The 22,910-nt window shown below is 59.8% G+C and carries 22 protein-coding genes, 3 tRNA genes and 1 pseudogene; 15 read left to right on the plus strand and 11 right to left on the minus strand.

The genetic code is table 11. The annotated features are described in order from the left end of the window. Window positions 1–90: 90 nt before the first annotated feature. Together AB3X96_RS06720 and AB3X96_RS06725 are read right to left on the minus strand one after the other, a co-directional pair. A complete protein-coding gene (locus tag AB3X96_RS06720) occupies window positions 91–1,095 on the minus strand; it encodes an acyltransferase (RefSeq protein ID WP_368589077.1) in 1,005 nt (334 codons plus the stop codon). Window positions 1,096–1,427: 332 nt separating this feature from the next. Next, the gene (locus tag AB3X96_RS06725) at window positions 1,428–2,441 is read right to left on the minus strand and encodes a hypothetical protein (protein ID WP_368589078.1); all 1,014 of its coding nucleotides are present in this window, start codon (window positions 2,439–2,441) and stop codon (window positions 1,428–1,430) included. Between the two features lie 342 nt (window positions 2,442–2,783). On the opposite strand from AB3X96_RS06725, the gene AB3X96_RS06730 reads away from it, so the two are divergent. From AB3X96_RS06730 to AB3X96_RS06770, 9 genes and pseudogenes are all read left to right on the plus strand, one after another. Beyond that, entirely contained in the window at window positions 2,784–3,023 is a 240-nt protein-coding gene (locus AB3X96_RS06730; protein ID WP_176379773.1) for a hypothetical protein, read from the plus strand. Window positions 3,024–3,066: 43 nt separating this feature from the next. Further along, on the plus strand, window positions 3,067–5,091 hold the full coding sequence (locus tag AB3X96_RS06735) for a hypothetical protein (RefSeq protein WP_368589079.1): 2,025 nt from the start codon (window positions 3,067–3,069) through the stop codon (window positions 5,089–5,091). Between the two features lie 268 nt (window positions 5,092–5,359). Next, complete coding sequence (gene pqqA, locus AB3X96_RS06740) at window positions 5,360–5,434, plus strand: pyrroloquinoline quinone precursor peptide PqqA (protein WP_113062024.1); 75 nt, start codon at window positions 5,360–5,362, stop codon at window positions 5,432–5,434. Window positions 5,435–5,495: 61 nt separating this feature from the next. Further along, window positions 5,496–6,029: pseudogene (locus tag AB3X96_RS06745) on the plus strand (transposase); the annotation flags it as partial. Window positions 6,030–6,143: 114 nt separating this feature from the next. Next, window positions 6,144–7,496, plus strand: a complete 1,353-nt coding sequence (locus AB3X96_RS06750) for a hypothetical protein (RefSeq protein ID WP_368589080.1) — start codon at window positions 6,144–6,146, stop codon at window positions 7,494–7,496. Between the two features lie 150 nt (window positions 7,497–7,646). Beyond that, window positions 7,647–7,722: transfer RNA gene (locus AB3X96_RS06755), tRNA-Asn, on the plus strand. 3 nt (window positions 7,723–7,725) lie between these two features. Then, window positions 7,726–7,801 (plus strand) — tRNA-Gly (locus AB3X96_RS06760). Window positions 7,802–7,820: 19 nt separating this feature from the next. Continuing rightward, window positions 7,821–7,895 (plus strand) — tRNA-Thr (locus AB3X96_RS06765). 271 nt (window positions 7,896–8,166) lie between these two features. Then, a complete protein-coding gene (locus AB3X96_RS06770) occupies window positions 8,167–8,502 on the plus strand; it encodes a hypothetical protein (protein ID WP_368589081.1) in 336 nt (111 codons plus the stop codon). A 6-nt stretch (window positions 8,503–8,508) separates the two neighbouring features. Here the strand turns inward: AB3X96_RS06770 and AB3X96_RS06775 are convergent, their stop codons facing one another. Further along, the gene (locus AB3X96_RS06775; RefSeq protein ID WP_368589082.1) at window positions 8,509–9,177 is read right to left on the minus strand and encodes a Crp/Fnr family transcriptional regulator; all 669 of its coding nucleotides are present in this window, start codon (window positions 9,175–9,177) and stop codon (window positions 8,509–8,511) included. Between the two features lie 239 nt (window positions 9,178–9,416). Further along, window positions 9,417–11,180 carry a Rieske 2Fe-2S domain-containing protein gene (locus AB3X96_RS06780; protein WP_368589083.1) on the minus strand — a complete coding sequence of 588 codons (1,764 nt, stop codon included), beginning with the start codon at window positions 11,178–11,180 and terminating at the stop codon, window positions 9,417–9,419. A 490-nt stretch (window positions 11,181–11,670) separates the two neighbouring features. Here AB3X96_RS06780 and AB3X96_RS06785 point away from each other — a divergent pair, with 490 nt between their 5' ends. After that, window positions 11,671–12,600, plus strand: coding sequence for a Ku protein (locus tag AB3X96_RS06785; protein ID WP_176107389.1), 930 nt, complete (start codon window positions 11,671–11,673; stop codon window positions 12,598–12,600). Then, on the plus strand, window positions 12,597–13,439 hold the full coding sequence (locus tag AB3X96_RS06790; protein ID WP_368589084.1) for a tetratricopeptide repeat protein: 843 nt from the start codon (window positions 12,597–12,599) through the stop codon (window positions 13,437–13,439). The genes AB3X96_RS06785 and AB3X96_RS06790 overlap by 4 nt, the downstream gene beginning before the upstream one ends. A gap of 28 nt (window positions 13,440–13,467) precedes the next feature. Here AB3X96_RS06790 and AB3X96_RS06795 read toward each other — a convergent pair whose 3' ends face one another. From AB3X96_RS06795 to AB3X96_RS06805, 3 genes are all read right to left on the minus strand, one after another. Beyond that, window positions 13,468–14,613, minus strand: a complete 1,146-nt coding sequence (locus AB3X96_RS06795; protein ID WP_368589085.1) for an alpha-hydroxy acid oxidase — start codon at window positions 14,611–14,613, stop codon at window positions 13,468–13,470. Window positions 14,614–14,666: 53 nt separating this feature from the next. Next, a complete protein-coding gene (locus AB3X96_RS06800; protein WP_176379765.1) occupies window positions 14,667–15,119 on the minus strand; it encodes a universal stress protein in 453 nt (150 codons plus the stop codon). Between the two features lie 181 nt (window positions 15,120–15,300). Then, window positions 15,301–15,486 (minus strand): hypothetical protein, encoded by a 186-nt coding sequence (locus AB3X96_RS06805; RefSeq protein ID WP_368589086.1) that lies wholly within the window; start codon window positions 15,484–15,486, stop codon window positions 15,301–15,303. 264 nt (window positions 15,487–15,750) lie between these two features. Between AB3X96_RS06805 and AB3X96_RS06810 the strand changes: the two genes are divergently transcribed. Genes AB3X96_RS06810 through AB3X96_RS06820 form a run of 3 tightly spaced genes read left to right on the plus strand, consistent with a single transcriptional unit; the run spans window position 15,751 to window position 18,643 of the window. Next, complete coding sequence (locus AB3X96_RS06810; RefSeq protein WP_176107394.1) at window positions 15,751–16,572, plus strand: ATP-binding cassette domain-containing protein; 822 nt, start codon at window positions 15,751–15,753, stop codon at window positions 16,570–16,572. Beyond that, window positions 16,569–17,609 carry an ABC transporter permease gene (locus AB3X96_RS06815; protein WP_312883569.1) on the plus strand — a complete coding sequence of 347 codons (1,041 nt, stop codon included), beginning with the start codon at window positions 16,569–16,571 and terminating at the stop codon, window positions 17,607–17,609. The genes AB3X96_RS06810 and AB3X96_RS06815 overlap by 4 nt, the downstream gene beginning before the upstream one ends. A 29-nt stretch (window positions 17,610–17,638) precedes the next feature. After that, complete coding sequence (locus tag AB3X96_RS06820; protein WP_176107395.1) at window positions 17,639–18,643, plus strand: substrate-binding domain-containing protein; 1,005 nt, start codon at window positions 17,639–17,641, stop codon at window positions 18,641–18,643. Window positions 18,644–18,829: 186 nt separating this feature from the next. On the opposite strand, the gene AB3X96_RS06825 is transcribed toward AB3X96_RS06820, so the two are convergent. From AB3X96_RS06825 to AB3X96_RS06840, 4 genes are all read right to left on the minus strand, one after another. Further along, window positions 18,830–19,129, minus strand: coding sequence for a hypothetical protein (locus AB3X96_RS06825; RefSeq protein WP_368589087.1), 300 nt, complete (start codon window positions 19,127–19,129; stop codon window positions 18,830–18,832). Next, on the minus strand, window positions 19,095–19,415 hold the full coding sequence (locus tag AB3X96_RS06830) for a cation:proton antiporter (protein WP_368589088.1): 321 nt from the start codon (window positions 19,413–19,415) through the stop codon (window positions 19,095–19,097). The genes AB3X96_RS06825 and AB3X96_RS06830 overlap by 35 nt, the downstream gene beginning before the upstream one ends. A gap of 209 nt (window positions 19,416–19,624) precedes the next feature. Beyond that, window positions 19,625–20,632, minus strand: a complete 1,008-nt coding sequence (locus AB3X96_RS06835) for an aldo/keto reductase (protein WP_368589089.1) — start codon at window positions 20,630–20,632, stop codon at window positions 19,625–19,627. Window positions 20,633–21,004: 372 nt separating this feature from the next. Next, a complete protein-coding gene (locus tag AB3X96_RS06840; RefSeq protein WP_368589090.1) occupies window positions 21,005–22,015 on the minus strand; it encodes a dienelactone hydrolase family protein in 1,011 nt (336 codons plus the stop codon). A gap of 404 nt (window positions 22,016–22,419) precedes the next feature. Here AB3X96_RS06840 and AB3X96_RS06845 point away from each other — a divergent pair, with 404 nt between their 5' ends. Further along, complete coding sequence (locus AB3X96_RS06845; protein WP_176120497.1) at window positions 22,420–22,893, plus strand: carboxypeptidase regulatory-like domain-containing protein; 474 nt, start codon at window positions 22,420–22,422, stop codon at window positions 22,891–22,893. Window positions 22,894–22,910 lie beyond the last annotated feature (17 nt).

Here is a 22,910-nt window from a genome sequence, read left to right on the forward strand (position 1 = left end):
CGCCGGCGTCGTCGACGGCTAGGTGCCGCTGCTTCTTCAATAGTGTTCACGTGTCCACCTATTTAAGTGAACACGATGCTCCCAAGACTTTCACCGTGACTCAAGATGGGATGACCGGGCGCTTACCATCAAGCGGCCTAGCCGTGAGAAATTCCGCTGAAAAAAGCGAAGCAAGAAGAGGATGATGCCCCATGCGACAAACGGTTCCCAAAGCGCATACACGATGTGCATCGTGTCGTGGTGCGATTTCGGTGATGCTCCTGAGAGATAGTAGGCGAGCGGCAAAATCGGCAACGTCACGAGGCTGACAAGCGACCAGAACTTCACCTGTCGGGCTGGGAGGAATTCCAGCCGCCGCCCTCTTGCAGCCGCAAATCCGGCAGCGAATAGCACGACGTAGCTCGCGAAATACCCGAGCTGAAGGCCCCACACATTGACGCCGACCGGCCACCTGATCCTCAGGATGAATGCCGCCGTCCCAGTCAATAGTGCGCCGATGCCAAGCGTCAAGTTTGTCGGGAACGAGACCTCGCGAACACGAAGTGGATCACCTACGTAGCGGAGGAGGGCCATGCCGAGGGCGAGCAACAAGGTGAAAATCAACAACGCCTGAGCAAACCACATTGGACCGGAGTCGAATGTTCCTCTCGATACGAGCGTCGTGAGCGTCGCTCCAAAAGGAAGTCCCTTGCTGGTTTGCGCCAATGCAATGGTAATGGGACCAAGCACCACCCCGTAGAACAACAATGGCAAGCCCAACCTGAAAAAGCGGTCAAAAAGGAATTGAGGCAGTCCTTTTCTGGCCAGAGACGATCGTGAGTAATAGCCCGCGAGAAGGAAGAACAGGCCCATGAAGAAAGCCTGGTTGACGGTGCAGAACAACACAAGGCAGATGGTTGCGACGTCCCGGCTCGGCGCGACCTCGTGGTAATACCAACCGCCAATCGCCCCGTAGGTAATAGCGCAGTGATGAAACACCACCAGTAATGTCGTAAATGCACGTAGCGCATCTAGGCCGACATTCCTGTCGGTCTGAATGAAGTTCGCCGGGGAAACCTCGCTCCCCGAAGCCAGATCGTTGGCCGCTATGGACACGTTTCGTATCGGTGATTTTGCTGGTACGCCAGAGGAGGTGGTCAATCTACTCCGAAAATATTACAGAGTGCCAACCAGCAATGGCTGACCTCAAACTTGCGATGCCAATGTTTGTAAGCTGAAGAAGCACCTCCGGCATTGGCGCGAGCCCGGTGTTCCATCAGCCCGCATAGATGGCGTCATGGCTCTTTGATTGCGCGTGATCCATCGCCGACGAGGATCCCAAGATCGATGGGGACCCCGAACTTGTGCGCAGCAGATATCCATCATGAAAGCGGGCGTCGTGCCGCGGCGGGGTTTACAGCCCGCGCCGATCTGGGACCGCCATGCGGCTATCGGCAGCGGCCGGAGGACTGGACCGCGATCCCTCCCTGCTCGGCGGGACCGGGGGTGGAATCCTCGATGACTTGAGACGGCGCCACATTGCCGGTCGCTCCCGGCGCGAACACGAGAATGCGCCTGTTCGGCTCGGCAACAAAGAGTCGCCCGTCGGAGGAGACGCTGATCTTGTTGGCGCCCGGAAAGCCAGGCCCAGTGATTCCCGTGGCTGGACCGCTGATCGTCCGCACCGGCGGCACATTGCCGCTCGCCCCGGCGGCGAAAACGCTCACCTGGATCTGCGTGTGGTCTGTGGTCGTGTTGTAGACGAACAATTCGTTCGTACGAGGATCGACAGCGATCGTCAGGTTGTTGGATGCTGCTCCACCTTCCCCACCCACCAGCAGCCCGGTGTTGCTACCAGTGAGGCTGCGCAGAAGCGCCGGGGAGGTGAGGCTCCGGGCCGTGCCAAGCGTGTCGATGATCGCCGCTCCCCGGTCGTCATAACCCGCAAGCAGCAGATTGTCCTCGTTATCGACGGCAAGGCTCACGTACACCCGGAGATTTGGAGTTGGATCAGAAATGACAATCGGCTGGAGCAGCAACCCAGTGCTGTTGACGGGAGCGACAAAGAGCGGGCCAGCCCCGGCGCGGATGCTCAAGATGAAGTCGTTGAGGTGGGAATCCACCGCGATGCTCACCAGATCATTCCCCGGCAACGTGAACGAGCGACTGGGCGCCGCATTGTCCTCGGCCTTCGGCGGAAAGATGGCGACGGTGCCGTTGGTGAGAAACTGCGCGACGTGAAAGAAGTCGTTCTTGCTGAAGGCGATCGCCCGAGCGGTGCCGAAGGTGGTGCGCGGCCCTTCCAGCACCTGGCAGGGCTTGGTCGCTCCGTTGGCGCGCAAGGAGTAACCGCGAATCTGATCATTCAGACCGATGAAGACGGCGTCGTCGGGGCAGGCGGCTTGCGCCAGCCGAACCCCGAACAGCGCACTGAAGATGGCGACATATAGCGCGAGTTTCATGATAGGCCCCCTCAGCAAGTTCCTCGGCTGGGTTTACGGAGGAGCGTTTCGTACTCCTTGAGCATAGACCAGCTCAGCGGGAGCCGAAACATAAAGTTCCGCGAATTGGAACCGGTCGTTCTGGCGGGCGATGCGACGGAATGCCCATCGAAATCGAACGGTAATCCAGGGGCATTCGGGCGTCTTGACTAACAGACTGCTGAAATACAGCCGCGCAGGAACGGCTTACCGCCACCTGCGCGGCTGACGGCGCAATCTTTTCGCAGGTGCAATTTCAACGTGAATCCAGCGACGTGAGGCCAGTTTTGAGAGAAATGCGATTGGCCCCGCGAGGACTTGCATGTGGGACGCAAGCGCGTGGCGCGCCTGATGCGCGTTGCCGGTCTGTGCGGCTTAAGGCGGCGGCGCTGGCCCGCACCACGCGGCAGCACCCGGGTGCGCGGCGCGCGCCCGATCCGGTGCGCCGGCAATTCAGCGCGGAAGCCCCCACGTACGGTGGATGGCGGACGCCACCTATGTCCTGACTGGCGCAGGATTGCTTACGAAATAAGTTTAATCAAACGCGAAGATTTTCGCGTCTAGCGAACTGCTCCATAACGTCCTTGGAAAGAAGGCAGGACCTGTCATGAAAAACGCGAAGCTCAATACTAACAACGAAGGATCCGGCGCAGTTTCGGCAAGGCATTTTTCGTTCCTATCCTATCCGTTCGCCGCTGTCTTTTTAGGTGCCTGGATGTCCGTCGCGTCCGGGCAGTCAGTCGGACAGCCTTTGTCTCCAGAAGTCCCCGACTTAGCTCCTGCCGCGACGGCATCTCCGACTAATACGTTGGCGGCCACGTCCGCGAACGTGTTGACCTATCATGGCGACACGAATCGTACTGGTTGGAATTCGAATGAGACGACCCTTACCCCTTCCAACGTCAGAGCCGGTTCGTTCGGCGTCTTGCATGCAATCAAGCTCGGCGACCCAGTGAACGACTGGGTCGACGCGCAGCCATTGGTTGTTTCAGCGTTGAGCGTGAGCGGGACAACGCAGGATGTCGTATACGTCGCCACCGAAGCCAACAACATTTACGCCTACTCGGCTTCCACTGGCAAGCTGCTCCTCCAACGGAACCTCGGGACTCCGGTACCGAAATCGAGGCTTCCCGGCGGCTGTGGCAACAACGGCCCCACCGTGGGAATCAACTCCACGCCGGTGATCGATCTGAGCACCCACACGCTATATGTGGTCTCGTACAAGCTGGTAAGCGACACGCCGAGCTTTTGGCTCCACGCTCTTGACATCACCACCTTGGCTGACAAAGCGGGTTCTCCGACCTCGGTCTCGGCTTCGCATACCCTGACGGACGGCACGACCCACCATTTCGCCGCACAGTTCAGCCGGCAGCGTGCCGGTCTTCTTCTGGCGAACGGAAACGTCTACGCCGCTTTCGGCAGCTTCTGCGACATACGCGCCGATGAGTCGAGAGGCTGGTTGTTGGGATGGAAGGCGAGCACGCTGTCACCGCTGCCTGCGAATCAGTTGATGGACAAGCTGTCGACTTCACCCAACACATTTTTTCTGTCATCCATCTGGATGTCCGGGTATGGCATTGCCGCAGGTCCGTCGGGGGTGCTGTACGCTGTCACCGGGAACTCAGACCCGTCTGGTACGACCTACGCGCCTCCAAAGAACATCCAGGAAAGCGTGGTGAGGCTCTCTACCGACTTGACCACCTTGCAGGACTATTTCACCCCTTCAGGTACTAATGGTGTCGCATCGCTAGATGAAACGGACGACGATTTCGGTGCCGGTGGGGCCATGGTTATACCGGACATCCCCGGACAATCGGCTTCTACGCTCGTTGCCGGCGGAAAGCGCGGCCGTCTGTACCTCATCAACCGGGCCTCGATGGGTCACAACGACTCCGGCAGAGCGGTTTCCATCGCCGATTTCGGTTCCTGCTGGTGCGGCCCATCGTATTTTATGGGATCGGACGGCGTCCGCCGCGTTGTCAGCAGCGGCGGCAGAAGCATCAAACTATGGAAGGTTCCGGCAACGGCGACGCTGCAACTGGAAAAATCGTTTTCTAGCATCCAATCCGGCCAGGATGGTGGCTTTTTCACGACGGTTTCATCGAACGGCACAACATCCGGGTCCGCGATCATCTGGGCCGTCGGTCGCCCCACCTCCACTACTGCGCCGGCCAACGTGACCCTATACGCCTTCGACGCCTCAGGTGGCACAACACCGATCTTCTCGTCCGTCGCCGGCTCCTGGCCTCGCAACGGCGCCAACGCCAACATCGTGCCCACTGTCGCCAATGGCAAGGTCTTTGTGGCCAGCTTCGCAGCCCTGAACATCTTCGCTCCGGGCGGGACGCTCGCCCCCGTCGTAGTCCCGCCCCCGACTACTCCGCCGGGACCTCTGCCCAGCCAAATCTACGGAATTGTCACTTCGGTAGGCACGTTGCAAATGACCATCCAACCTCAGACCGGGGCCCCTGTGCTCGTTGACACTTCGGCTGCCGACCAGGCTCACCTGAGCGTTCCGCACGTGGTCGGAAAGGCCGTCCACGTCTTCGGCCCATTCAGCAGTGGAGCGTGGCACGCGGAAAAAATTCTTCGTGCCAAGGACGACCCTGAATCCTGGGTGCCCACGAACTGACGCCTTTGCCGATTCCAGTTTGTGCCGAAACCGATTGGCGCTAATGGAAGAACTGCTGCAATCGGTTTCAATCTGAACGAGGCAAGGAAGACAGACATGGCCGAAAAGGCTGATAGGTAATACATGAAATAACTGAGGGAGGTTGCCAAAACTTTGCCTGTGCCCACGATGAAGATGCCGGCTGCTGTCGAGACCGGGCACGAAATTTCGCCGGGCCGCCGGCGCAACGCTGTTCCAACCGCTGTTTCAACCGAAGGAGAAAGCACGTATGCAATGGACGACTCCGAGCTACACCGACGTACGCCTCGGTTTTGAAATCGTAATGTATGTCGCTACGCGTTAAGCCCGCAACCGGGCCGCACGCCGCGGCCCCCTTGCGGTTTTGGTTTGTGTTTGACCTTTGCTTCGAAAAGACATTTCGCAAGCACAAGCGCCCGGTGGGCAGGAGTTGGCGCATGGATGAAAGTTATATCAAGGTCAAAGGCTCGTGAAAATATCTTTATAGCGTCGTGGACAAGGCGGGCAACACCATCGACTTTCTGTTTAGAGCCAAGCGGGACAAGACTGCTGCCCGGCGGTTTTTTGAAAAGGCAATCGATCAGAACGGCTCGCCCGAGACGGTGACCATCGACAAGAGCGGCTCCAATCTGGCAGCGCTTCATGCGGTGAATGCCAAGCGCGAGACGCCCATCAAGATTAGTCAAGTCAAGTATTTGAACAACGTGGTCAGCCAGACGACTCGAAGTGTGGATGACCGTTGTACCCCGCAAAGCGGCCGTAGAGGCGTCACCCGGCTCAAGGTCCGCATAGGGTCGAATTCAGCCACGCCGTCCGACTCAACACGGCCCGGACCAGTCCATCGAAATGCACACCCCGACCGTCGACAATCTGAAGGAGCATCTTGTACGATCCGTCCTTCTGATTGCATTGAGGAGTAGCGCGCTCGGTCGATTTATCAGAAGTGGATCGGGGCCTCGCGCCAACATCGATTTCCATGGATACCGACAAAGCCATACCCTCGGACCCGAATAACACCTATAAGAACTAGTCCCATGACCTTAGCGAGCTCACCCAGACTGCACCAAAAATCCTGCTGTTCGCCGCTGCTTCCGTTCGACTGTCTCGCCGCCGCGATCCTCGGGACGCTGTTATGGTCGGTATTGTCGAACAAACAGTTCTCCGCCGATGGCGCATCATTTTTCATCGAAATCCTGCGCTCACGCGATGTGAACCATATCGCATGGTCGCGGCAGTTTTCGTACGAACTGGGTCAATGGCCACTAGTGCTGGCCCTGCACTGGGGCTTGTCGAATGCCACACTGCTTCGCTTCATTTTCGGGCTCGGCTATGTGCTGCCTTTCATAGCCGCCTATCTGATTGTGCGCGTGCACGTGACAAAAGGCGCAGTCCCCGCGCTGCTACCAGGCTATCTATTCGGCATGCTGTCGATTGCGCTGCCGAGCGACTTTCTGTTGGTCGGCGAAAGTCAGTTCCTCTTGCCGCTTGCGTGGCCGATGCTCGCATACTTACTGCAGCCTGGCCGATTTTCTTCGGCCGCATGGCTGTTACCGATTGCGCTATCTGTGCTTCTCACGCGCATGTACGAAACCCAAGCCGTCACACTTGCGCTCTTCGGTTTGATCCTGGTACTTCGTTCACGTGCGCAATTGACTGCTCTCGCACGGCAGCGACGTTATCTGGTGCTGGGCCTTATTTGTCTCTGTATTGCACTATGGGTGCTCGGTGCTGCAATTGCAGCGTATTGGATCGTTTATCCGCGTGATCCGGCCAACCGGGGCGCGTTTCTACATGGGCTCGCTCATACGGCGCAAAACGCGGTATTTGACGTGAGCATGCTTGCAGCGCTGTGCTTTTTTATCGGACTGCGAGTACCCAAAACACGGGGGCTGCTGGTCGCGGTGCTGCTTGCGATCAGTTATCTATGCTGGCTTGAACGGTTCGATTTCTTCAATGCGCAAATCAGCTTCGACTCGCGCGTGCTGACCCTGCTTTGGTTGCCGCCGCTCATTGCTCTCAGTGTATGGAGGTTCGAAGCGTGCACTTTGACGTTCAGCGTTGCGCTGTGGTTTGCCGTGGTGTCTGTTGCACCATTGGCCGTCGATCTGGCCAGCACGAATGTGTGGCGCGACTATGCAAGCCAAGTCACGAACTGGGCAGCCAGGAGAGACGACGGACTGGTGCCGGCCAGCGTGCATCAATTGGACCGGCACCCGGCCAGTTGGAACTGGACATTTCCATCATTGAGCATTGCGCTTGGTGCTCCACACGTCGGTTCGGTGCTTGAAAACGCGCCCGGCGTTGCATGGCAGCCCTTCAACCCAGCCACGGAATTGCCGCTTGCTTCGTTCGCTGGTTATCGCGGCACGCTGGCACGCCAACCGTAACAACGATAGTGGCTGCTGCCGGAACGCAGCAGCTCGGCTGTCTCGTGTTGGGCGAATACCACGAGCCGAACTTCTCGCTCAGAAAGATCATGTCACTTCTCCGTTTGCATAACCGATGTTGTACAATCCGGTCCGCTTCACAAAGCCTGATCCCCGATAGCTCAGTCGGTAGAGCGCCGGACTGTTAATCCGTAGGTCCCTGGTTCGAGCCCAGGTCGGGGAGCCAAATGCGGGAGTAGCTCAGTTGGTAGAGCGCAACCTTGCCAAGGTTGAGGTCGCGAGTTCGAGCCTCGTCTCCCGCTCCAGCGTTACGTCATCTAGACGGCCCATGTGGCTCAGTGGTAGAGCACTCCCTTGGTAAGGGAGAGGTCGGCAGTTCGATCCTGCCCATGGGCACCATCAAACATTCGCAACGGCGAATCAATTTGCTGGCTTCTTCGCGATCAATTCCCACGCTCGCTTTTAAATGGCCAGTCACGTCGCTTGAATGGCCGAGTTTTTTCACACATTGATGTCCATCGAAGGTCATCCCATTCGGCCAATGATGACCTGTTTGTGATCGGGGTCACAGCTTCGGTCGAACACGTGGCATATATTCTGCGCACTGACAGAAGTCCATGGTATGCGACAGGTAGAGAACGGGGCGTCACACGACGAGGACGCACGAGATATGCCGCTTGCAACGGTACAGCAATGGCGCATCGATTCGACGAGCTTTAACGTGACGGTCCATCTCGACGCGGACGGGCTTCCGGCGAGCCCTGTCACGCCCAATCAGCGTGGCTTCGTACTGGAGGCGGAGCAGGCACGTCAGATAATCCGTGACCTGAGTGCGGCGGTGCTGGCACTGGAGCTTCAGCGACACGTTGAACAAGCAGTCGATTTCCTGATCCTCTTCAAAGCGACGAGACGCCACGTAGAGCACGCCGGGGTGCCGCGCCGCCGACAAGGCGCAATTTGCTTTGCAGTGACTCAAAAACCGGTAGGGATCTCTGCGCGAGCCTGAGTCGCTTCAACTTGGCGTCCGGCCGGTTGCGAGGTGGTGCAACGCGACACGATCCCGAATGCGGATCGCCTTGCCTTCCCGTTCGACAATCCCACGCTTGTCGAGCGACGTGATCACACGCGACACCGTCTCGCGGCTCACACCCGCCATGGCCGCAATCGTGACCTGACTGGGCAGTTCGACAAGCGGTGAATCGAAGGCCTGACTCTGGTTGATGGCCGCCTCGATCACGGCGGTCACACGCGCATCCGCACGCGGCTGGCTTCGCGAGCTGCGCGCCACGAGTAGCGTTTTGGCGCGACTCGCGATCAGGTTATTCAGCGAGCGCGCCACGTCCGGGTCGCTGAGAAGCCGTCGGGCGTGCGCCCGGTCGAGCAGACCGACGATACTGCGCTTCGTAGCAATGATATTGCCCAAGGTCGGCGCGCAGTTGAGGATCGAAATCTCGCCCGTACACTCGTCGGGATTGACAACGTAGAACGGGAGCTCGACACCATCCTCGGAGTATGTCGACACACGGAGCTGTCCCTCGACGAGGAAGATCAGCGGCGACTCTATGGCCCCCTGATAGCAAACGTGATCGCCCTCGTTGACATGTACAACCTTGGTGAGCCTGGTCGTGTTGCCGACTATTTCGCCTCGTGCCTCACGAAGCAGAATTTGTTTTCTCAACATTATTTGAATTACGTATGTTGACCTACTGAGATAGAGCAGATAACTCGGCGCGGAGAATACCGGTAACTAGATGTAACGTAAAGTAAAAGGAAGTAATGATGGCTCTGGGTAAGGCGCTATGAAAAAGTTGCTTGGTGTTTTCTGCGCGGCGCTGCGCCGCTTTTATGCTTAATGCATGAACCCGTGAGGAGCTTCCTTTAAAACGTGTCCAGACGGACATCATTAGCGAGATTGGCATGTCAATGCAGTTCGCCTCCCAGCATCAGGCGCCGCGCGATGTCGGCCGTCTGCAGCATTCCACGTTCAGTCGGTGAATGGGCCGCGAGATAGCGGACGACTGCAATGAGAATGTGTCGTCCTTCGGCAGTATTGCCCCATGCAGCAAACTGCCGAACGCCTGCCTCCAGCATCTGATAGGCATGAAAGCCGGCATCTTCACGCAACACGGCAAGAGCAAGCGTGGCAATGAGCGCCTGCGGCGGATGACCGAGCGTAAGATGGCGCGCCACCAACTTCGCCGCAAGATCAACCTGACGCTGCCGGTCGAAAGTGTCGAGCAAGGCCGTTCGGATCGTCCCCTCATCGGCAGGAAGGTCGTCGAGCGGATCATCGTCCTCGCCCGGGATGCGGGCGGGCGGAACGTTCAGATATCTCGCCAGGTAGAGCGCCATGGCTCCGTGCAGTACGCCGCGAACGCCGATGACCCGAGTGTCGAAGCTTGCGTCCCCGACACGCCTGAGAATCTGATGGAGTGCGTTGGCATGCGTAAACACATGATGCGCCGTCTCCCAGTCGGAGTACTCGTTGGCATTGCCGAAGCGGGCCACGCGCAACGCCGCTCCGTAAGCGAGAGCTTGTCCCAAGTCAGCAGACGCAGCGCCTGCGCGGATCGCCTCCTTCAGCGAGTCAATGATTCTCGCTGGATCGTCTGAAAGCAGTTCCAAGGCAAGCGCCGCGTGATCCGACCAGCCTTGCACGCTGCGCCCGGCAGCGAAGAGGTTCGAGATCTGGCTGGCCGCTTCGTCGCACATCGCGACGAGATCGAGGGGCTGGCGCCAGGCGGTCGATTCCTCGGCACCCCGGGCGCTCACCATCTGGGCGATGACAGTGGGCAGCACAGCTGACGCGTGCTCCCAGCCGATCAGATCGAGGCATTCAAACGCCTTGTTGATGAAGTCGAGCAAATGCCCGGAGTCCGCGAAGGCCCGCTCCGTCCCGGCGGACAGCAACGCATCCGCGAGCACGGCGGGTGCGAGACCGGAGGCAATCGCAGTCAACAGCGTGCGCTCGGCCGCCTCGCGGTGGCGCACGTTTGTCCACAGGCGCAGCCAACGATCGAGCGTGGCGGGCTCCGGCCGGCTCGCAAGCGGCGTACGTTCGCGCCGCGGCGCCTCGCCGTTGCAGTCCGCCGCTACACGGCGCGCGCCGTGGAACAGGGCGAGATAGGTTTCGTCTGCGGGCAGCACGGACAACAGGTTGCTGAGTGCTGTGAGTACCGTGAGACCAACGCCCCAGCCGTCACGGTTTTGCGCTCCGAACAGCGCGACCTGCCTCACGATATCGACCCTTGGTACATCGGCGGCGAGCTGGCCATGCACGGCTTTGGCGATGACAAGTCCAAGATCATGTGTGAGGCCATCCGCAAGCCGTTGACGCCAGTGCGCGGCAGCATCGGGATGATCAGACCTGTTTGCGACCCAGACGTCGCCATTGCGTATTTGGACCGCGTAGCTAGGGACATCATCAGCCCAAAGGTCGAACGTGCAGCCGCTTTCCAGATCGAAGCGGGCATGGTGCCAGTGACAGGTCAGGATGCCGTCTTCGACAGTGCCTCGCTCGAGCGGGAATCCCATGTGCGGGCACCGATTATCAAGGGCAAAGACACGCTCGCGGTCGCAGATGACGACGATCGGACCATGTCTGCCCTGGACAATGCACCGCCCTTTCGCTCGCAGCTCTTTGAGGCGTCCAGCGAGCACGAATTCTTCGTCCCGGGGATCCATGTGCGAGCCTCCCGCGTCAGTCCTACAGGCGTTTCAGATGCGACGCTTCCCCCAAACATGAGCATACTCTCCGGACAAAATGCCAATGGCGCGGGCAGCGGGCCGGAACACTCCGCCAATGTGCGGGTGCCCGGCGTCGGTAAATATTCGAGTAACTGGCGTGGCCAAATGCTCCATTTGAGGTCAATGCGGCTATTGACGAAAACTTGTTTCGTTTTAACGTTTGCCAATTGAGAAATATCGGCATCGGTCGATCTCAAGCACCAAGCGCAAGCGCTCGAAGATGCGGTCAACGTGCTGATGTGCTAAGCCCAGGACACTGCACCCAGATCTATACCGGCAGGCACAACCTATGCTTTGCGATCTCACCGGGCGCTAGCGCCTTAAAACGCCGTAGAATTCCCCAAGCACAGTTCACCTTCGTAGTTCGCCCTCGTGCGATCCAACCGAGTTTGTGCGACCAGCGGTCGCCGGTTATCGGGAGACAGTCATGGCTGCGCGTTCAATTGCGTCTCTGACGCTTTCCTTCGGTCTGGTATCCATTCCGGTCAAGCTCTACTCGGCGACCGACAGTGCTTCAGGTGTGGGATTCCATCTCCTGACGCCTGATGGCGGGCGGGTCAAACAGCAGTACATCTCCGAGGCGACAGGCGAGGTCGTGGCGCGAGCCGACATGAAGAAAGGCTATGAGTTTGAGAAAGGCCAGTTCGTCGTTTTCACGCCAGATGAACTGAAAGCGCTCGAGGAAGGCGCAACGCATGTCGTTGAGATTGTCTCCTTCGTGCCGGAGAAGTCAGTCGACCCTCTGTATTACGACAAGGCTTATTTCATCGCGCCAGACAAGCGCGGCGGCAAACCGTACAGTCTGCTTCAGCAGGCGATGCGCGAAAGCGAACGGTGCGCGCTCGCAAAATGGTCATACAAAGGAAAGACGCGCATCGTCCAGATTCGCTCAGCCGAAGATGGCATGGTGTTTCAGCAACTGTTGTTCGCGGACGAGGTTCGCTCGCTGAGCGAATTGCACATCGAGCATGTTGCAGTGACGGGCACCGAGCTGCAGCTCGCACTGCAAATAATCGACCAGGTTTCCGAAGATTCGTATGACCCAACGGCATACGAGGATGAGGAGAAGAAGCGGATTCTGGCAGCGATCGACCAGAAAATCGCCGGCAAGCAGATCGTGTCTCCGGCCGAACCAGGCATGGAGTCGGGCGCTGAAGTGATTGACCTGATGGAAGCCCTTCGTGCGAGCCTTGGCCGCAACAAGACCAAACAGGCCGCGTCCGCAAAAGCCGCGCCCGTAAAAAAGGCGCCCGCAGCCGCTTCCGATGAGCTCGCATCCAAACCGAGGCGACCGGCGAAGAGGGCGCCCGCCAAGGTTGAAGAAGCGGCTCCGGCCAAGGTCCGGGCGCGCAAGTGAAAAGGCGCAATGCCTCGCACGACTACTCGTTGCGCAGTCTCCAGTCGCTGCTGGGTGTCTCACGACGAGTGCTGTCCGGCCTGATAGACGCTGGATTCGTGCAACCGTCGCGCGGTCGTCGTAACGAGCTCCGGTTCACGTTCCGCGACGTCGTGTTGTTGCGCACAGCTTTCCAGCTTCAGTCGGCCAAAATCGCGTCGCGAAAAATTCTGCGAGCGCTTGCGCGGCTCAAAGCGGAATTGCCTGAAGAGCTTCCACTGACTGGCATCCGCATCACGGCTGTCGGTGACTCGGTGGTCGTCAAGACAGGTGAATCACAATGGGATGCGACCTCGGGCCAGCTTCTGCTCGATCTGGAAGTGGCGCCTGTCAAGGGCGAAGTCGCGTTCCTCGACGCTGCGCCCCGGAATATCGTTGGCCGGGAAAAGCAAACCGAGGAGTGGTTTGCTCTTGCGGAGGAACTGACCCATAGCGACGTCATCGGTGCTGAGCAGGCCTATAAAAAGGTGCTCGAGTTATCGCCGACTCCGCACTACGACGCTTATAACAACCTGGGCGTCCTGCTTTGCGAGGTCGGAATGAAGTACGACGAGGCATTGTCCGTCTTTGACCGGGCGCTCGAGCATTTTCCGCAGGACGCTCTGTTGCACTTCAATCGCGCGGTCGCTCTGGAAGAACTGGAGCGCTACGACGCAGCGGTGCAAGCCTATGAACGATGCATCGAGCTCAACCCCACTCATGCCGACGCTCACTTCAATATTGCACGCCTGAGCGAGATCCGAGGCGACAAGCAGGGACTTCTGAGGCACCTGAGTGCGTATCGCCGTCTCAGCAGGTGACGCGCACTCAACTGCTTTGCGGGGCAGGCTATCGAAAGCGAAGACTTTCGCGAGAGAGCTCGCTCACCGAGCTACATCCCATCAATTTCATGCCCCGCTCTAACTCTGTTCTCATCAAGGCCAGCGCCCGCTCAACGCCAGCCTGCCCCGCAGCTGCCAGCGGGAACAAATAGTAACGTCCGACACCAACGGCTTTGGCCCCTAGAGCCAGAGCCTTCAGAACATGGGTTCCGCGTTGCACTCCTCCATCCATGATGACGTCCAGCTTGTCGCCCACGGCATCTACAACCTCCGCAAGCTGATCGAACGCGGCTCTCGATCCATCTAGCTGCCTGCCGCCATGATTGGACAGCACGATGCCGGTACAGCCAATTGCGGCCGCACGCTTCGCGTCATCCGCAGACATCACGCCCTTGAGGCAAAACTGGCCATCCCAGTCGCGGACCATCTCGGCCACGTCGTCCCAATTCATCGAAGGGTCCAACATTTCCGTGAAGTAGCGGCCAATCGACATGGCACCGCCGCCAAAGTCGACGTGGGTCTCCAGTTGCGGCATGGAAAAGCGCTCATGCGTGACGTAGTTCAGAACCCACTTGGGCTTCAGCGCGAATTGAAGCATGCCGCCCAAGGTGAGTTTGAAAGGGATGGTGAAGCCTGTTCGCAAGTCGCGCTCGCGGTTTCCACCAGTGATACTGTCGACCGTCAGCATCATCACATCGATGCCAGTATCTTTGGCACGTTGCATCATTGCACGGTTTAAACCGCGATCCTTATGGAAGTAGAACTGGTACACCTGCGGAGTCGGGAACGCTTTGCGCAACTCTTCCATGCTGACCGTGCCGAGCGAAGAAACGCCGAACATCGTTCCGTACTTCGACGCCGCAGCGGCCACTGCGCGTTCGCCTTCATGGTGAAAAAGGCGCTGCAGTGCGGTCGGGGAACAATACACAGGCATCGCCAGCCGCTGGCCGAGCACTTGCACCGAGAGATCCACGTCACCAACTCCGCGCAACACATTGGGTACCAGGTCGCATTGCTGGAAGCTCGCGGTGTTCCGGCGATAGGTCACTTCGTCGTCGGCGGCGCCATCGATGTAGTTAAAGATCGGGCCCGGCAGTCTGAGCCGTGCCAGTTCACGGAAGTCGTGAAAGTTATGGCAATCGCTTATTTGCATATTGCGAGGTAGTCGCCGATTTGGCCTCCTGGAAGACCAAATTTCAGGGACGGTCAATTCTCATGCCGCGTTTTTTTCATGGTCGCCGGATCGCGCACGATGGTGACCGCGCATGGCGCGTAGGCGAGCACCTGGCGGGCGACCGAGCCGATCAGCCAGCGATCGAACGGCGTATGTCCCCGATGCCCCACCACGAGATGATCGATAGCATGCCGCTCCGCGTACAGCACGATCTCTTTCGCCGGCGGCCCGACCACGAGATCGAACTCCACGGCCCCGTTCGAAGCGGCGAGCTTCGCCTTGACGTCGTCGAGGATCTCGTTGGCATGGCGCACTTCCAGCTCGATCAGATTTTTTCGCTCGACTTCGATCGCGCCCCAGTCCGGCGTACGCGCGACGACGAGCACATGCAAGCGCGCGTCGAAACGCTTGGCCAGATCGACCGCGAAAGTCACGGCATATTGCGCGGATGCCGACCCGTCATAACCTACCAGCACGTTCTGCATGATCTGCTCCTGTGCGGTTCACACCGGATCGTGACTTCGTCTGACGAAATCCATCGGGCCGTTTGCGTGAACCGCGAGCTTTCCCCGACTTCGCGGCGTCGGCGCGAAAGCATGTGCGATCCACTCGCGAACCTGCGGCGTGGATCGTCACGCGGACGGCGTCGGCACCTGTGGTGTTGAATCAGTTGTCGTCGCTTCTGGACGGGAGATGCTCGTGAGGCTCGGGCTCTGCCGCGTCGGCGTTAGGAAGGTCGTCCGGGGCCGGTTTTTGCGAGCCCTTCGGATCGGGATGGCCAGTCGTGCCCGCGGAAGTTTGCGCGGGGTCGCGAGAGGTGCCGGTCGGCTCAGCGGATGGATTGGAGGTCATGATGTGCTCCTGCGCTGATGAATGAGCTTCTATCATGATAGTCCCCTGGCCGGTTTGAGTGATAGACGCTGTGACGCCCGCGCTGTCACGCCCGCCGGCACTTTCTAGCCACGGTTGGGCGATTCTTGAACTAGACTTTAAGTCTTGCCGAATTGCATAGACACTTTCAATGTAAGTTGATGCGGCGATCGATAAGCAAAAGGAAGGTTTTATGGCTATCGTCGTACACAACATCACTGTAGGTCCTTCGAGCTGGGGCGTAGCGTGACGGCGAGCGATGCCGCGCCCGCTACGAGCGCCTGGCGACATATCGTGCGCGCGCAGGGCATCAGCCTCTCCTACGGCAAGATTCGCGCGCTGTCCGGCATCGACCTCGCCATTGGGCGCAACGAGATCGTCGGCCTGATCGGCGACAACGGCGCGGGCAAATCGACGCTCATCAAGGTGCTGACCGGTGTCGTGCGGCCGAGCACGGGCAAGCTGTTCATCCGCGACGAGGAGGTCGACTGGAGCCGCTTTTCCGTGCGCGAGGCGCACCGATTGCGCTTCGAGACGGTCTATCAGGAAAAATCGCTGGGCGAGAAGCAGCCGCTGTGGCGTAATTTTTTTGTCGGCCGGCAAATCACCAACCGGTTCGGTTTCATCAATGTTGCCGAACAACGGCGCATCGCCAACGAAATCTTGAAGCACCAGCTCGGTTTCCGCGGCGTGGGGATCGACGCGGATTCGTTGATTGCGAAACTCTCCGGTGGCGAGCGCCAGGGCATCGCGATCGGACGGGCAATGTATTTCGAAAGCGATCTGATCATTCTCGATGAACCGACGGTGGCGCTAGCCATCAGCGAGGTGCGCAAGGTTCTCGACTTTGTGCGTTCGATCAAGGAATCCGGCCGCGCTTGCATCTACATCGAACATAACCTCGCCCATGTGCACGAGCTCGCCGATCGACTGGTCGTGCTCGATCGTGGCCGGATCGTCGCGGAATTCAAGTCCGGTGAGATGAGCCTCGAGGAACTCACCCGGTTCCTGATTTCGCTACAGCAGAGCGGGCACGGGCCGGCGCCCGTTGCGGGGACACGGACGTGAGCGATCCGATAAAAGAAAAACGGCCGGCGCGGTTAGTGTTTTTTCGCCTGCCAGCTTTTGCTCGCGTGGAGGGATTGCCGAGCGTGGTCGTGTTTGCGTTGGTGGTCGGCCTGTTCATGGCGACCGCACCGCGGGTCTTTTTAGGCTGGCCAATCTACTTCTCCTTCCTGACCACCGTGCCGCCGCTGGTGGTATTGGCGATCGGGCTGACTCTGGTGATTGCGGCCGGCGAGATCGATCTGTCGTTCCCGTCGGTAATGGCATTCGCGGGCTTTCTGTTCGCCTGGTGCGTGAACACCACCGGATCGGCCTGGCTTGCCGTCATTGCGGCGTTGGCTGGCGGCGCGCTGGTCGGTGTGGTGAACGGGGTGCTGGTCGCGGTGGTCGGTGTGCCGTCGATCATCGTGACGATTGGCACGCAGTTCCTCTGGGCCGGTGTTGCTTCGATCCTTTCCGGCGGGCTTTCCAATGCGCTTCAGCAACTCGCCAGCGGTTCGGCTTATGCAGTTTTCGCGGGCACCCTGTTCGACGTGGTCCCGATGCAAGCGCTCTGGGCGCTCGGGCTCGCAATATTCATGTGGTTCATCCTCAATCGCCACCGTTTCGGCGAGCACGTGCTGTTCATCGGAGACAACCGCAATGTGGCGAAGGTCGTGGGCATCAACGTGCCGCGTGAGACGGTGAAACTGTTCACGCTGATGGGTGTGCTGGCCGGATTCGCAACGGTTCTGCTCACGCTCGAGAATCTGAACTACTTCTCGACCCAGGGGCAAGGCTACCTGCTGCCTGCGCTGGCCGGCGTGTTCATCGGCGGAACCTCGGTGTTCGGTGGCACGGCGACGATCGTGGGTACATTCTTCGGCACCTTCGTGATTGGCATGCTGGAGGCGGGAATCGTTGCGACAGGTATCGCCGGCTTCTGGGTACAGGCGATCGAAGGAGTGGTGTTCATCGTCGCCGTGATCCTGCATCTGTTGGTCGAGAATCCCGCCAGGCTGCGTGTATTGCGCGAAAAACTCAGGTTTGGCGGGCGATAAAGCCGTTAAATCAGGAGATAGGAGCAGAAATGATCAAGATCATGACGGGATTCCTGCTAGGGGCGAGCGTTGTTGCGTTCGGCCTCGCGCCAACCGCCGGTGCCACCGAGCCGACCACGACGGGGCCGCTCGGCGCCGGTATGACGATGTATATGCAGATGGGCGGTAACCCCGGCGACGGCGCGACGCTGCCACGTCAGACCGGCGCTGCGGACGCGGGACATGCCCTCGGCATCAAGGTGATCGAGCAGTTCTCGGCCTGGAGTCCGGAGACGATGCTTGCGCAGTTTCGCCAGGCGATGGCGGCGCATCCGACGTGTATCGGCATCATGGGCCATCCTGGCGATCCAGCCTTCGCACCACTGATCAAACAGGCGGTAGACCAGGGCATCATCGTTACCGTCGGCAATACGCCGCTGCCGGAAAACCAGAAGCTCTACGACGCGAAGGGCTTCGGCTACGCCGGCGTCGAACTCTACATCGGCGGGCAGATCACTGCTCAGGCGATGCTCAACGCCGGGCTCAAGAAGGGCGACGAGGCGCTCGAATATGGCGTCTTCAACGAGAGTGTGCGCAGCCAGTCTGACCGTGGCCTTTCCGAGACGCTGGAAAAGGCCGGTGTGAAGGTGACGAGGCTCAATATCTCACCGCAGGTGGATGCCGATTCATCGCTCGCCGTGCCGATCCTGGTCGCCTTTATCCAGGCGCACCCCGATCTGAAGGCGATCGGCACGCAGCACGGCGGCGTGACCGGGTTCATTCCGCAGGCGCTCCAGCAGGCTGGCAAGAAGCCGGGGCAAATCATCGTGGGTGGCATCGATCTGGCGCCCGCCACGATTTCCGGGTTGCAGAACAAGTACCTCACTGCGACGCTCGACCAGCAGCTTTATCTGCAGGGCTTCCTGCCGGTTACGCAATGCGTGCTCTCGGCGGCCTATCATTTCGCGGGACTGACCATCAACACCGGCGCAGGTGTGCAGACACCCGCGACGATCGACTCGCTGATTCCGCTGATCAAGCGCGGGATCCGCTAGGAACTCGTGCCCTCCAGACGCGGACCGGTTACCTGCGCACCGTGTCCGCGAGCATCAAGAAGGTGCGGTTGAGCTTCACATTCTGTTCGATGCCACTGATGGACACCGGACGGCCCGTACGCGAGCGTTCGTGAAACCGCCGTTCGTGGCGCTCTCCTTAAAGGGCGTTCTCCGCTCAGCTGGACGCTATGACGGCGCGTTGCCGCCAGCGGACAGTTCAGCCCAGTCCAGCTCTTGTACGAGTGTTCGGTACGCGTGATCCCCGATGACGTCTCTATTACGAAGGTCGATAGCCTTCGCGCGCGCGGCTGCAATGGCACGCCTCCTCAGTGGGCCGCCGGGGACTTCGCTCAGCGGTTGCGCACGATCGCGGATCGCGTTCAGGTCGACGACCGCCTGATACTCCTTCTTGAGCAATTTCGCGTGAATGGAGTCGTCATCCTTGATCGAGTCAAGTAGCGCTTGATAGATCAGCGTCCACGCCAATCACCGTGGTGCCCACGGCGGCGATCACGAGCCCCGCAACGGGCTGCCAGTTCGCGCGAAGGTCCCGAAGCGACGTGTCGAACGCCGCATCCAGCAGCACGGGAGCGACGAACAAGGTGAGGGCCAGTTCTGGGTCGAGCGTCCAACGGGGACTCTCGGGCAGGAACGCGAGGCCGACGCCGCCAAGTGCGAGAAGCGTGGGAAAGGGTGCGTCAAGCTTACGAGCCAGCTCGGCCAGCAAGGCTGCCGCGACTAGCAGGACGATGATCCACTCGAAGGTTTCCACGTTGCCTCGATGCGTCCACCGACCCCGCGGCCCGCGCGGCCGGATCGGTCATTCATCATCCTCGATGGCTTGCAGTGCTGCACGCAGTCGCTGACTCTCAGGATGCGGCCGATTGCGGACGCCTGGCGCAGTCGCCGTGGCGTTCGACCGTGTCGGGGTGAACGTCGAACGCCGTTACGCCGGCTAATCCTGACGAGCCGCCACGTTACCTAACCGGCACCTTTCTCGCTGTCCAATTGCGACATCTGCGCGGGCGCATAACGCTCGCCTGCGACGGCGCCCTTTGGCACGGCACGCTCGATCGCAGCGAGATCGTCTGCGCTCAGTGCGAGGTCGACCGAGCCGAGCGCCTCCGCGAGCCGGTCGCGCTTGCGAGCCCCAACGAGCGGCACGATATCCGCGCCTTGTGCGGCTACCCATGCGATCGCGAGCTGGGCGACCGTCACGCTCCGCTGTTCGGCCGTAACCCGCAAGGCCTCGACCAGCGCAAGGTTATGCGCCACGTTGGCCCCCTGAAATCGTGGACTGATGGCGCGGAAGTCGTTCGTTTTCGCTCCCGCTTGCCAGTGGCCGCTGATCAATCCACGGGACAAAACGCCATACGCCGTGACGCCGATGCCAAGTGATCGGCAAGTCGGCAGGATTGCTTCCTCGATCCCGCGCGAGACGAGCGAATATTCAATCTGCAGATCGCTGATCGGATGCACGCTCGCCGCGCGCCGGATGGATGCAGCGCCAAGTTCAGAAAGACCGATGTGGCGTACATAGCCCTCCTTTACGAGAACGGCGATTGCGCCAATCGTTTCTTCGATCGGTACCTGCGGATCGAGCCGCGCGGGCCGATAGATATCGATGTGATCGACGCCTAGCCGTTGCAGCGAATACGCGACGAAGTTGCGCACGGCCGCCGGCCGACTGTCGTAACCGTGCCAGCCGCCGGCAGGATCGCGCAACGCGCCGAACTTCACGCTGATGATTGCCGCGTCACGCCGCGACGGCGGCAGGCCTGCAAGCGCCTCGCGGATCAGCAGTTCGTTGTGGCCCATGCCGTAGAAGTCGCCGGTATCGAGCAGCGTGACGCCTGCTTCGAGCGCCGAGTGCAGCGTGGCGATGCTTTCGGTGCGATCCGCAGGACCGTAGAAATCCGACATGCCCATGCAGCCCAGCCCAAGTGCCGAAACCGTGGGGCCGTTGCGGCCCAGAGTACGCATCTTCATGCTGTTTCTCCGTGATGTATTGGTTAACGAACGGCGTCCACCCCGTCAATGCAATACACGCACGATGCTACTCCTGAATGTTATGGCTAAAAATTGCCAACCCCAGAAGACTTGGTTAATTGTCCGGAAGGCGAAAAGACATCCGACAGGTAAAGCGAGCTCTCCGCACACCCGGACGGACGAATTGAAATAGCGGCCCAAAAATGGGAGCCGGGAAAGCAGCGAGTGTTTTGGCTATTACAGCGCCGATGTGCGCTTCATACTTGAAACGCGCATAAGGACGCATTGAAAGTGAAACTGGCTCTTGTCAGGAGACGGCCGTTCGTTGAAGCTCAGGACAGCCCGAGTTCGCAAACGAACCGGCTTTCCGGGTCACGGAGTGGGCGCGCCAAGTTTGAGCGTGCCCGTCACGAACTCGCGGACGGTCTTCCTGGCATTGATCGCGGCCTTTTCGTCGTACGCGAGGGTCGCTCCATACTCGACGCAGGGATCGCTGTAAGTGAAAAGCTGGCCAGTCGCTGCGTCCATGATTTGGCCGTTCTGTGCTTCGCTCAGTTGACAGCTTCTTATGGTCTGCGCCTTGGCGAGAACGATTGGCTTCGCCGCGGCTTTCCAGTCGAACATATGCTGGGCGCCCGAGTACTCGACGAACTTGATGTCTTTTCCCTTGGCGCGCAGTCTTTCGACGTATGCGCGGCATGACGCGACTGGAGCAAACTCATCTGCACTGCCATGAAAAACGAGCACGGGCTTGTCGTCGAAATCGTCATCGGCTCTAAAGGTCGTGTTGCAGTTCGGATAGAACGCGATGTACCCGGCGAAGCCCTTGCCGGAAGTGGAGCCGTGCAATTGTTGAAACCGTTTGAGGTCGGCATATAACGCTGGTTGTCCGCCGCGTGATTCGCCCATCAGTATCACCCGCTCCGGATCGACTCTTGGATGCTTCTGCAGCAGGTCGAGTGCGCGATACGCGTCCTCGAGCTGAACGAGCCGGCCCAGTTGCCCCTGATCGTTGAGCGTGCTGACGATACCGCGCCCCGCGAAACTGTCGACAACGAACGTGGCGACGCCCATCGCAAGGAACTCCTGCTGCCAGTCGGTGATACCGCTGTTGATGCCGCCCGATGGATGAAGCATGACGATCGCAGGAAGACGATCCGAACCCGCCTTGGGTAGGCTCAGCACCCCGGCAACGGTGACCGGCTTGCCCGCTTCGTGTCCGCCGAGGAACTGTTCGTCGGTGAGTGTGACCGATTGCAGCGGTAGAACCTCTGTCCGCACTACCTGCGCAGCGATTGAAGCGGGAAAGGCCGCAGCCACACTTATCGATGCGACCAGGCATAGGTGCCGCAGTCCAGCACCGGATTGCGCGAGTAATGACATGGCGACATCCTCCTGACCGCAACGGCGCGTCGGCCCAATAACGTCTCTTTGAACATAGACGATTGAATGGGCTTCTCAAGATCGAGGCGGCGCCTAGCTCCGGCGTTCTGAAGAATGTCTTATAAGTTCTGGTCCGGGACTGGCTCAAACATTGCTGACCGATGCCGGGGACCATTTGCGCGGTATGCATGGCAGTGACCCATTGGCGTATCTACACTCTGCTACGCGCCCTATGTCGTATTATTCGTGATAAGTCCGCTGCTGACCGTGGTCGTGAGGTGCCCTCGCTCGTGGCCGGCCCCCGGCGCGCGATGCGTTTCCAACCTGGTGCAAGCGTTCTTCCACCCGACGAACCGGGCACGCACTCTAACCGGCAGTCGGCAATACTGTAAGGAGCAGTCACGATGAAAATGCAACGAAACGCTCCCCGGATCGCGTCGACCCTGCTCGCCGCGGCGTTCACACTGGTTCAGGCCGGCGTCGCGGTCGCGCAGACGGCTGCTCCGCAGAGCGCCAGCGAGATCCACCGGACCGGCATGCCACCGACGCAGCAGCAGGGCGACATATCGTTCGTTACGGGCGGAGTTGGTCGCGACGAGTCGACCGCGCTGCGGCAGGCACGCAGGCAGTGGCCGCTGTCTCTGCAGTTCACGGGACCCGGTGCGAGCTATGTGGCCGACGTCCAGGTGCAGATCGCCAAAGGCGGCGCTTCCGTGTTCGAGGCCACGTCGAAGGGGCCGTACATGCTCGTGCGGCTGCCTCAAGGGCGCTATACGATCAGCGCCACTTACAGCGGCGTGACCAGAAAGCAGACGGTGAACGTCCGCGGCAATGGCAGCGCGCGCGCGACGTTCTCGTTTCCGTCCGGCGGCCACTGAGCGCAGTCCCGGCACCG

This window comes from Paraburkholderia sp. BR13439 (assembly GCF_040948805.1).
GTDB classification, from domain to species: Bacteria; Pseudomonadota; Gammaproteobacteria; order Burkholderiales; family Burkholderiaceae; genus Paraburkholderia; species Paraburkholderia youngii.

Coding starts and splice junctions, on each gene's coding strand:
- AB3X96_RS06770 (WP_368589081.1), top strand. CDS start 8,167: ATGCCGCTTGCAACGGTACAGCAATGGCGCATCGATTCGACGAGCTTT.
- AB3X96_RS06735 (WP_368589079.1), top strand. CDS start 3,067: ATGAAAAACGCGAAGCTCAATACTAACAACGAAGGATCCGGCGCAGTT.
- AB3X96_RS06780 (WP_368589083.1), bottom strand. CDS start 11,180: ATGGATCCCCGGGACGAAGAATTCGTGCTCGCTGGACGCCTCAAAGAG.
- AB3X96_RS06805 (WP_368589086.1), bottom strand. CDS start 15,486: ATGACCTCCAATCCATCCGCTGAGCCGACCGGCACCTCTCGCGACCCC.
- AB3X96_RS06800 (WP_176379765.1), bottom strand. CDS start 15,119: ATGCAGAACGTGCTGGTAGGTTATGACGGGTCGGCATCCGCGCAATAT.
- AB3X96_RS06775 (WP_368589082.1), bottom strand. CDS start 9,177: ATGTTGAGAAAACAAATTCTGCTTCGTGAGGCACGAGGCGAAATAGTC.
- AB3X96_RS06750 (WP_368589080.1), top strand. CDS start 6,144: ATGACCTTAGCGAGCTCACCCAGACTGCACCAAAAATCCTGCTGTTCG.
- AB3X96_RS06820 (WP_176107395.1), top strand. CDS start 17,639: ATGATCAAGATCATGACGGGATTCCTGCTAGGGGCGAGCGTTGTTGCG.
- AB3X96_RS06840 (WP_368589090.1), bottom strand. CDS start 22,015: ATGTCATTACTCGCGCAATCCGGTGCTGGACTGCGGCACCTATGCCTG.
- AB3X96_RS06845 (WP_176120497.1), top strand. CDS start 22,420: ATGAAAATGCAACGAAACGCTCCCCGGATCGCGTCGACCCTGCTCGCC.
- AB3X96_RS06785 (WP_176107389.1), top strand. CDS start 11,671: ATGGCTGCGCGTTCAATTGCGTCTCTGACGCTTTCCTTCGGTCTGGTA.
- AB3X96_RS06835 (WP_368589089.1), bottom strand. CDS start 20,632: ATGAAGATGCGTACTCTGGGCCGCAACGGCCCCACGGTTTCGGCACTT.
- AB3X96_RS06795 (WP_368589085.1), bottom strand. CDS start 14,613: ATGCAAATAAGCGATTGCCATAACTTTCACGACTTCCGTGAACTGGCA.
- AB3X96_RS06725 (WP_368589078.1), bottom strand. CDS start 2,441: ATGAAACTCGCGCTATATGTCGCCATCTTCAGTGCGCTGTTCGGGGTT.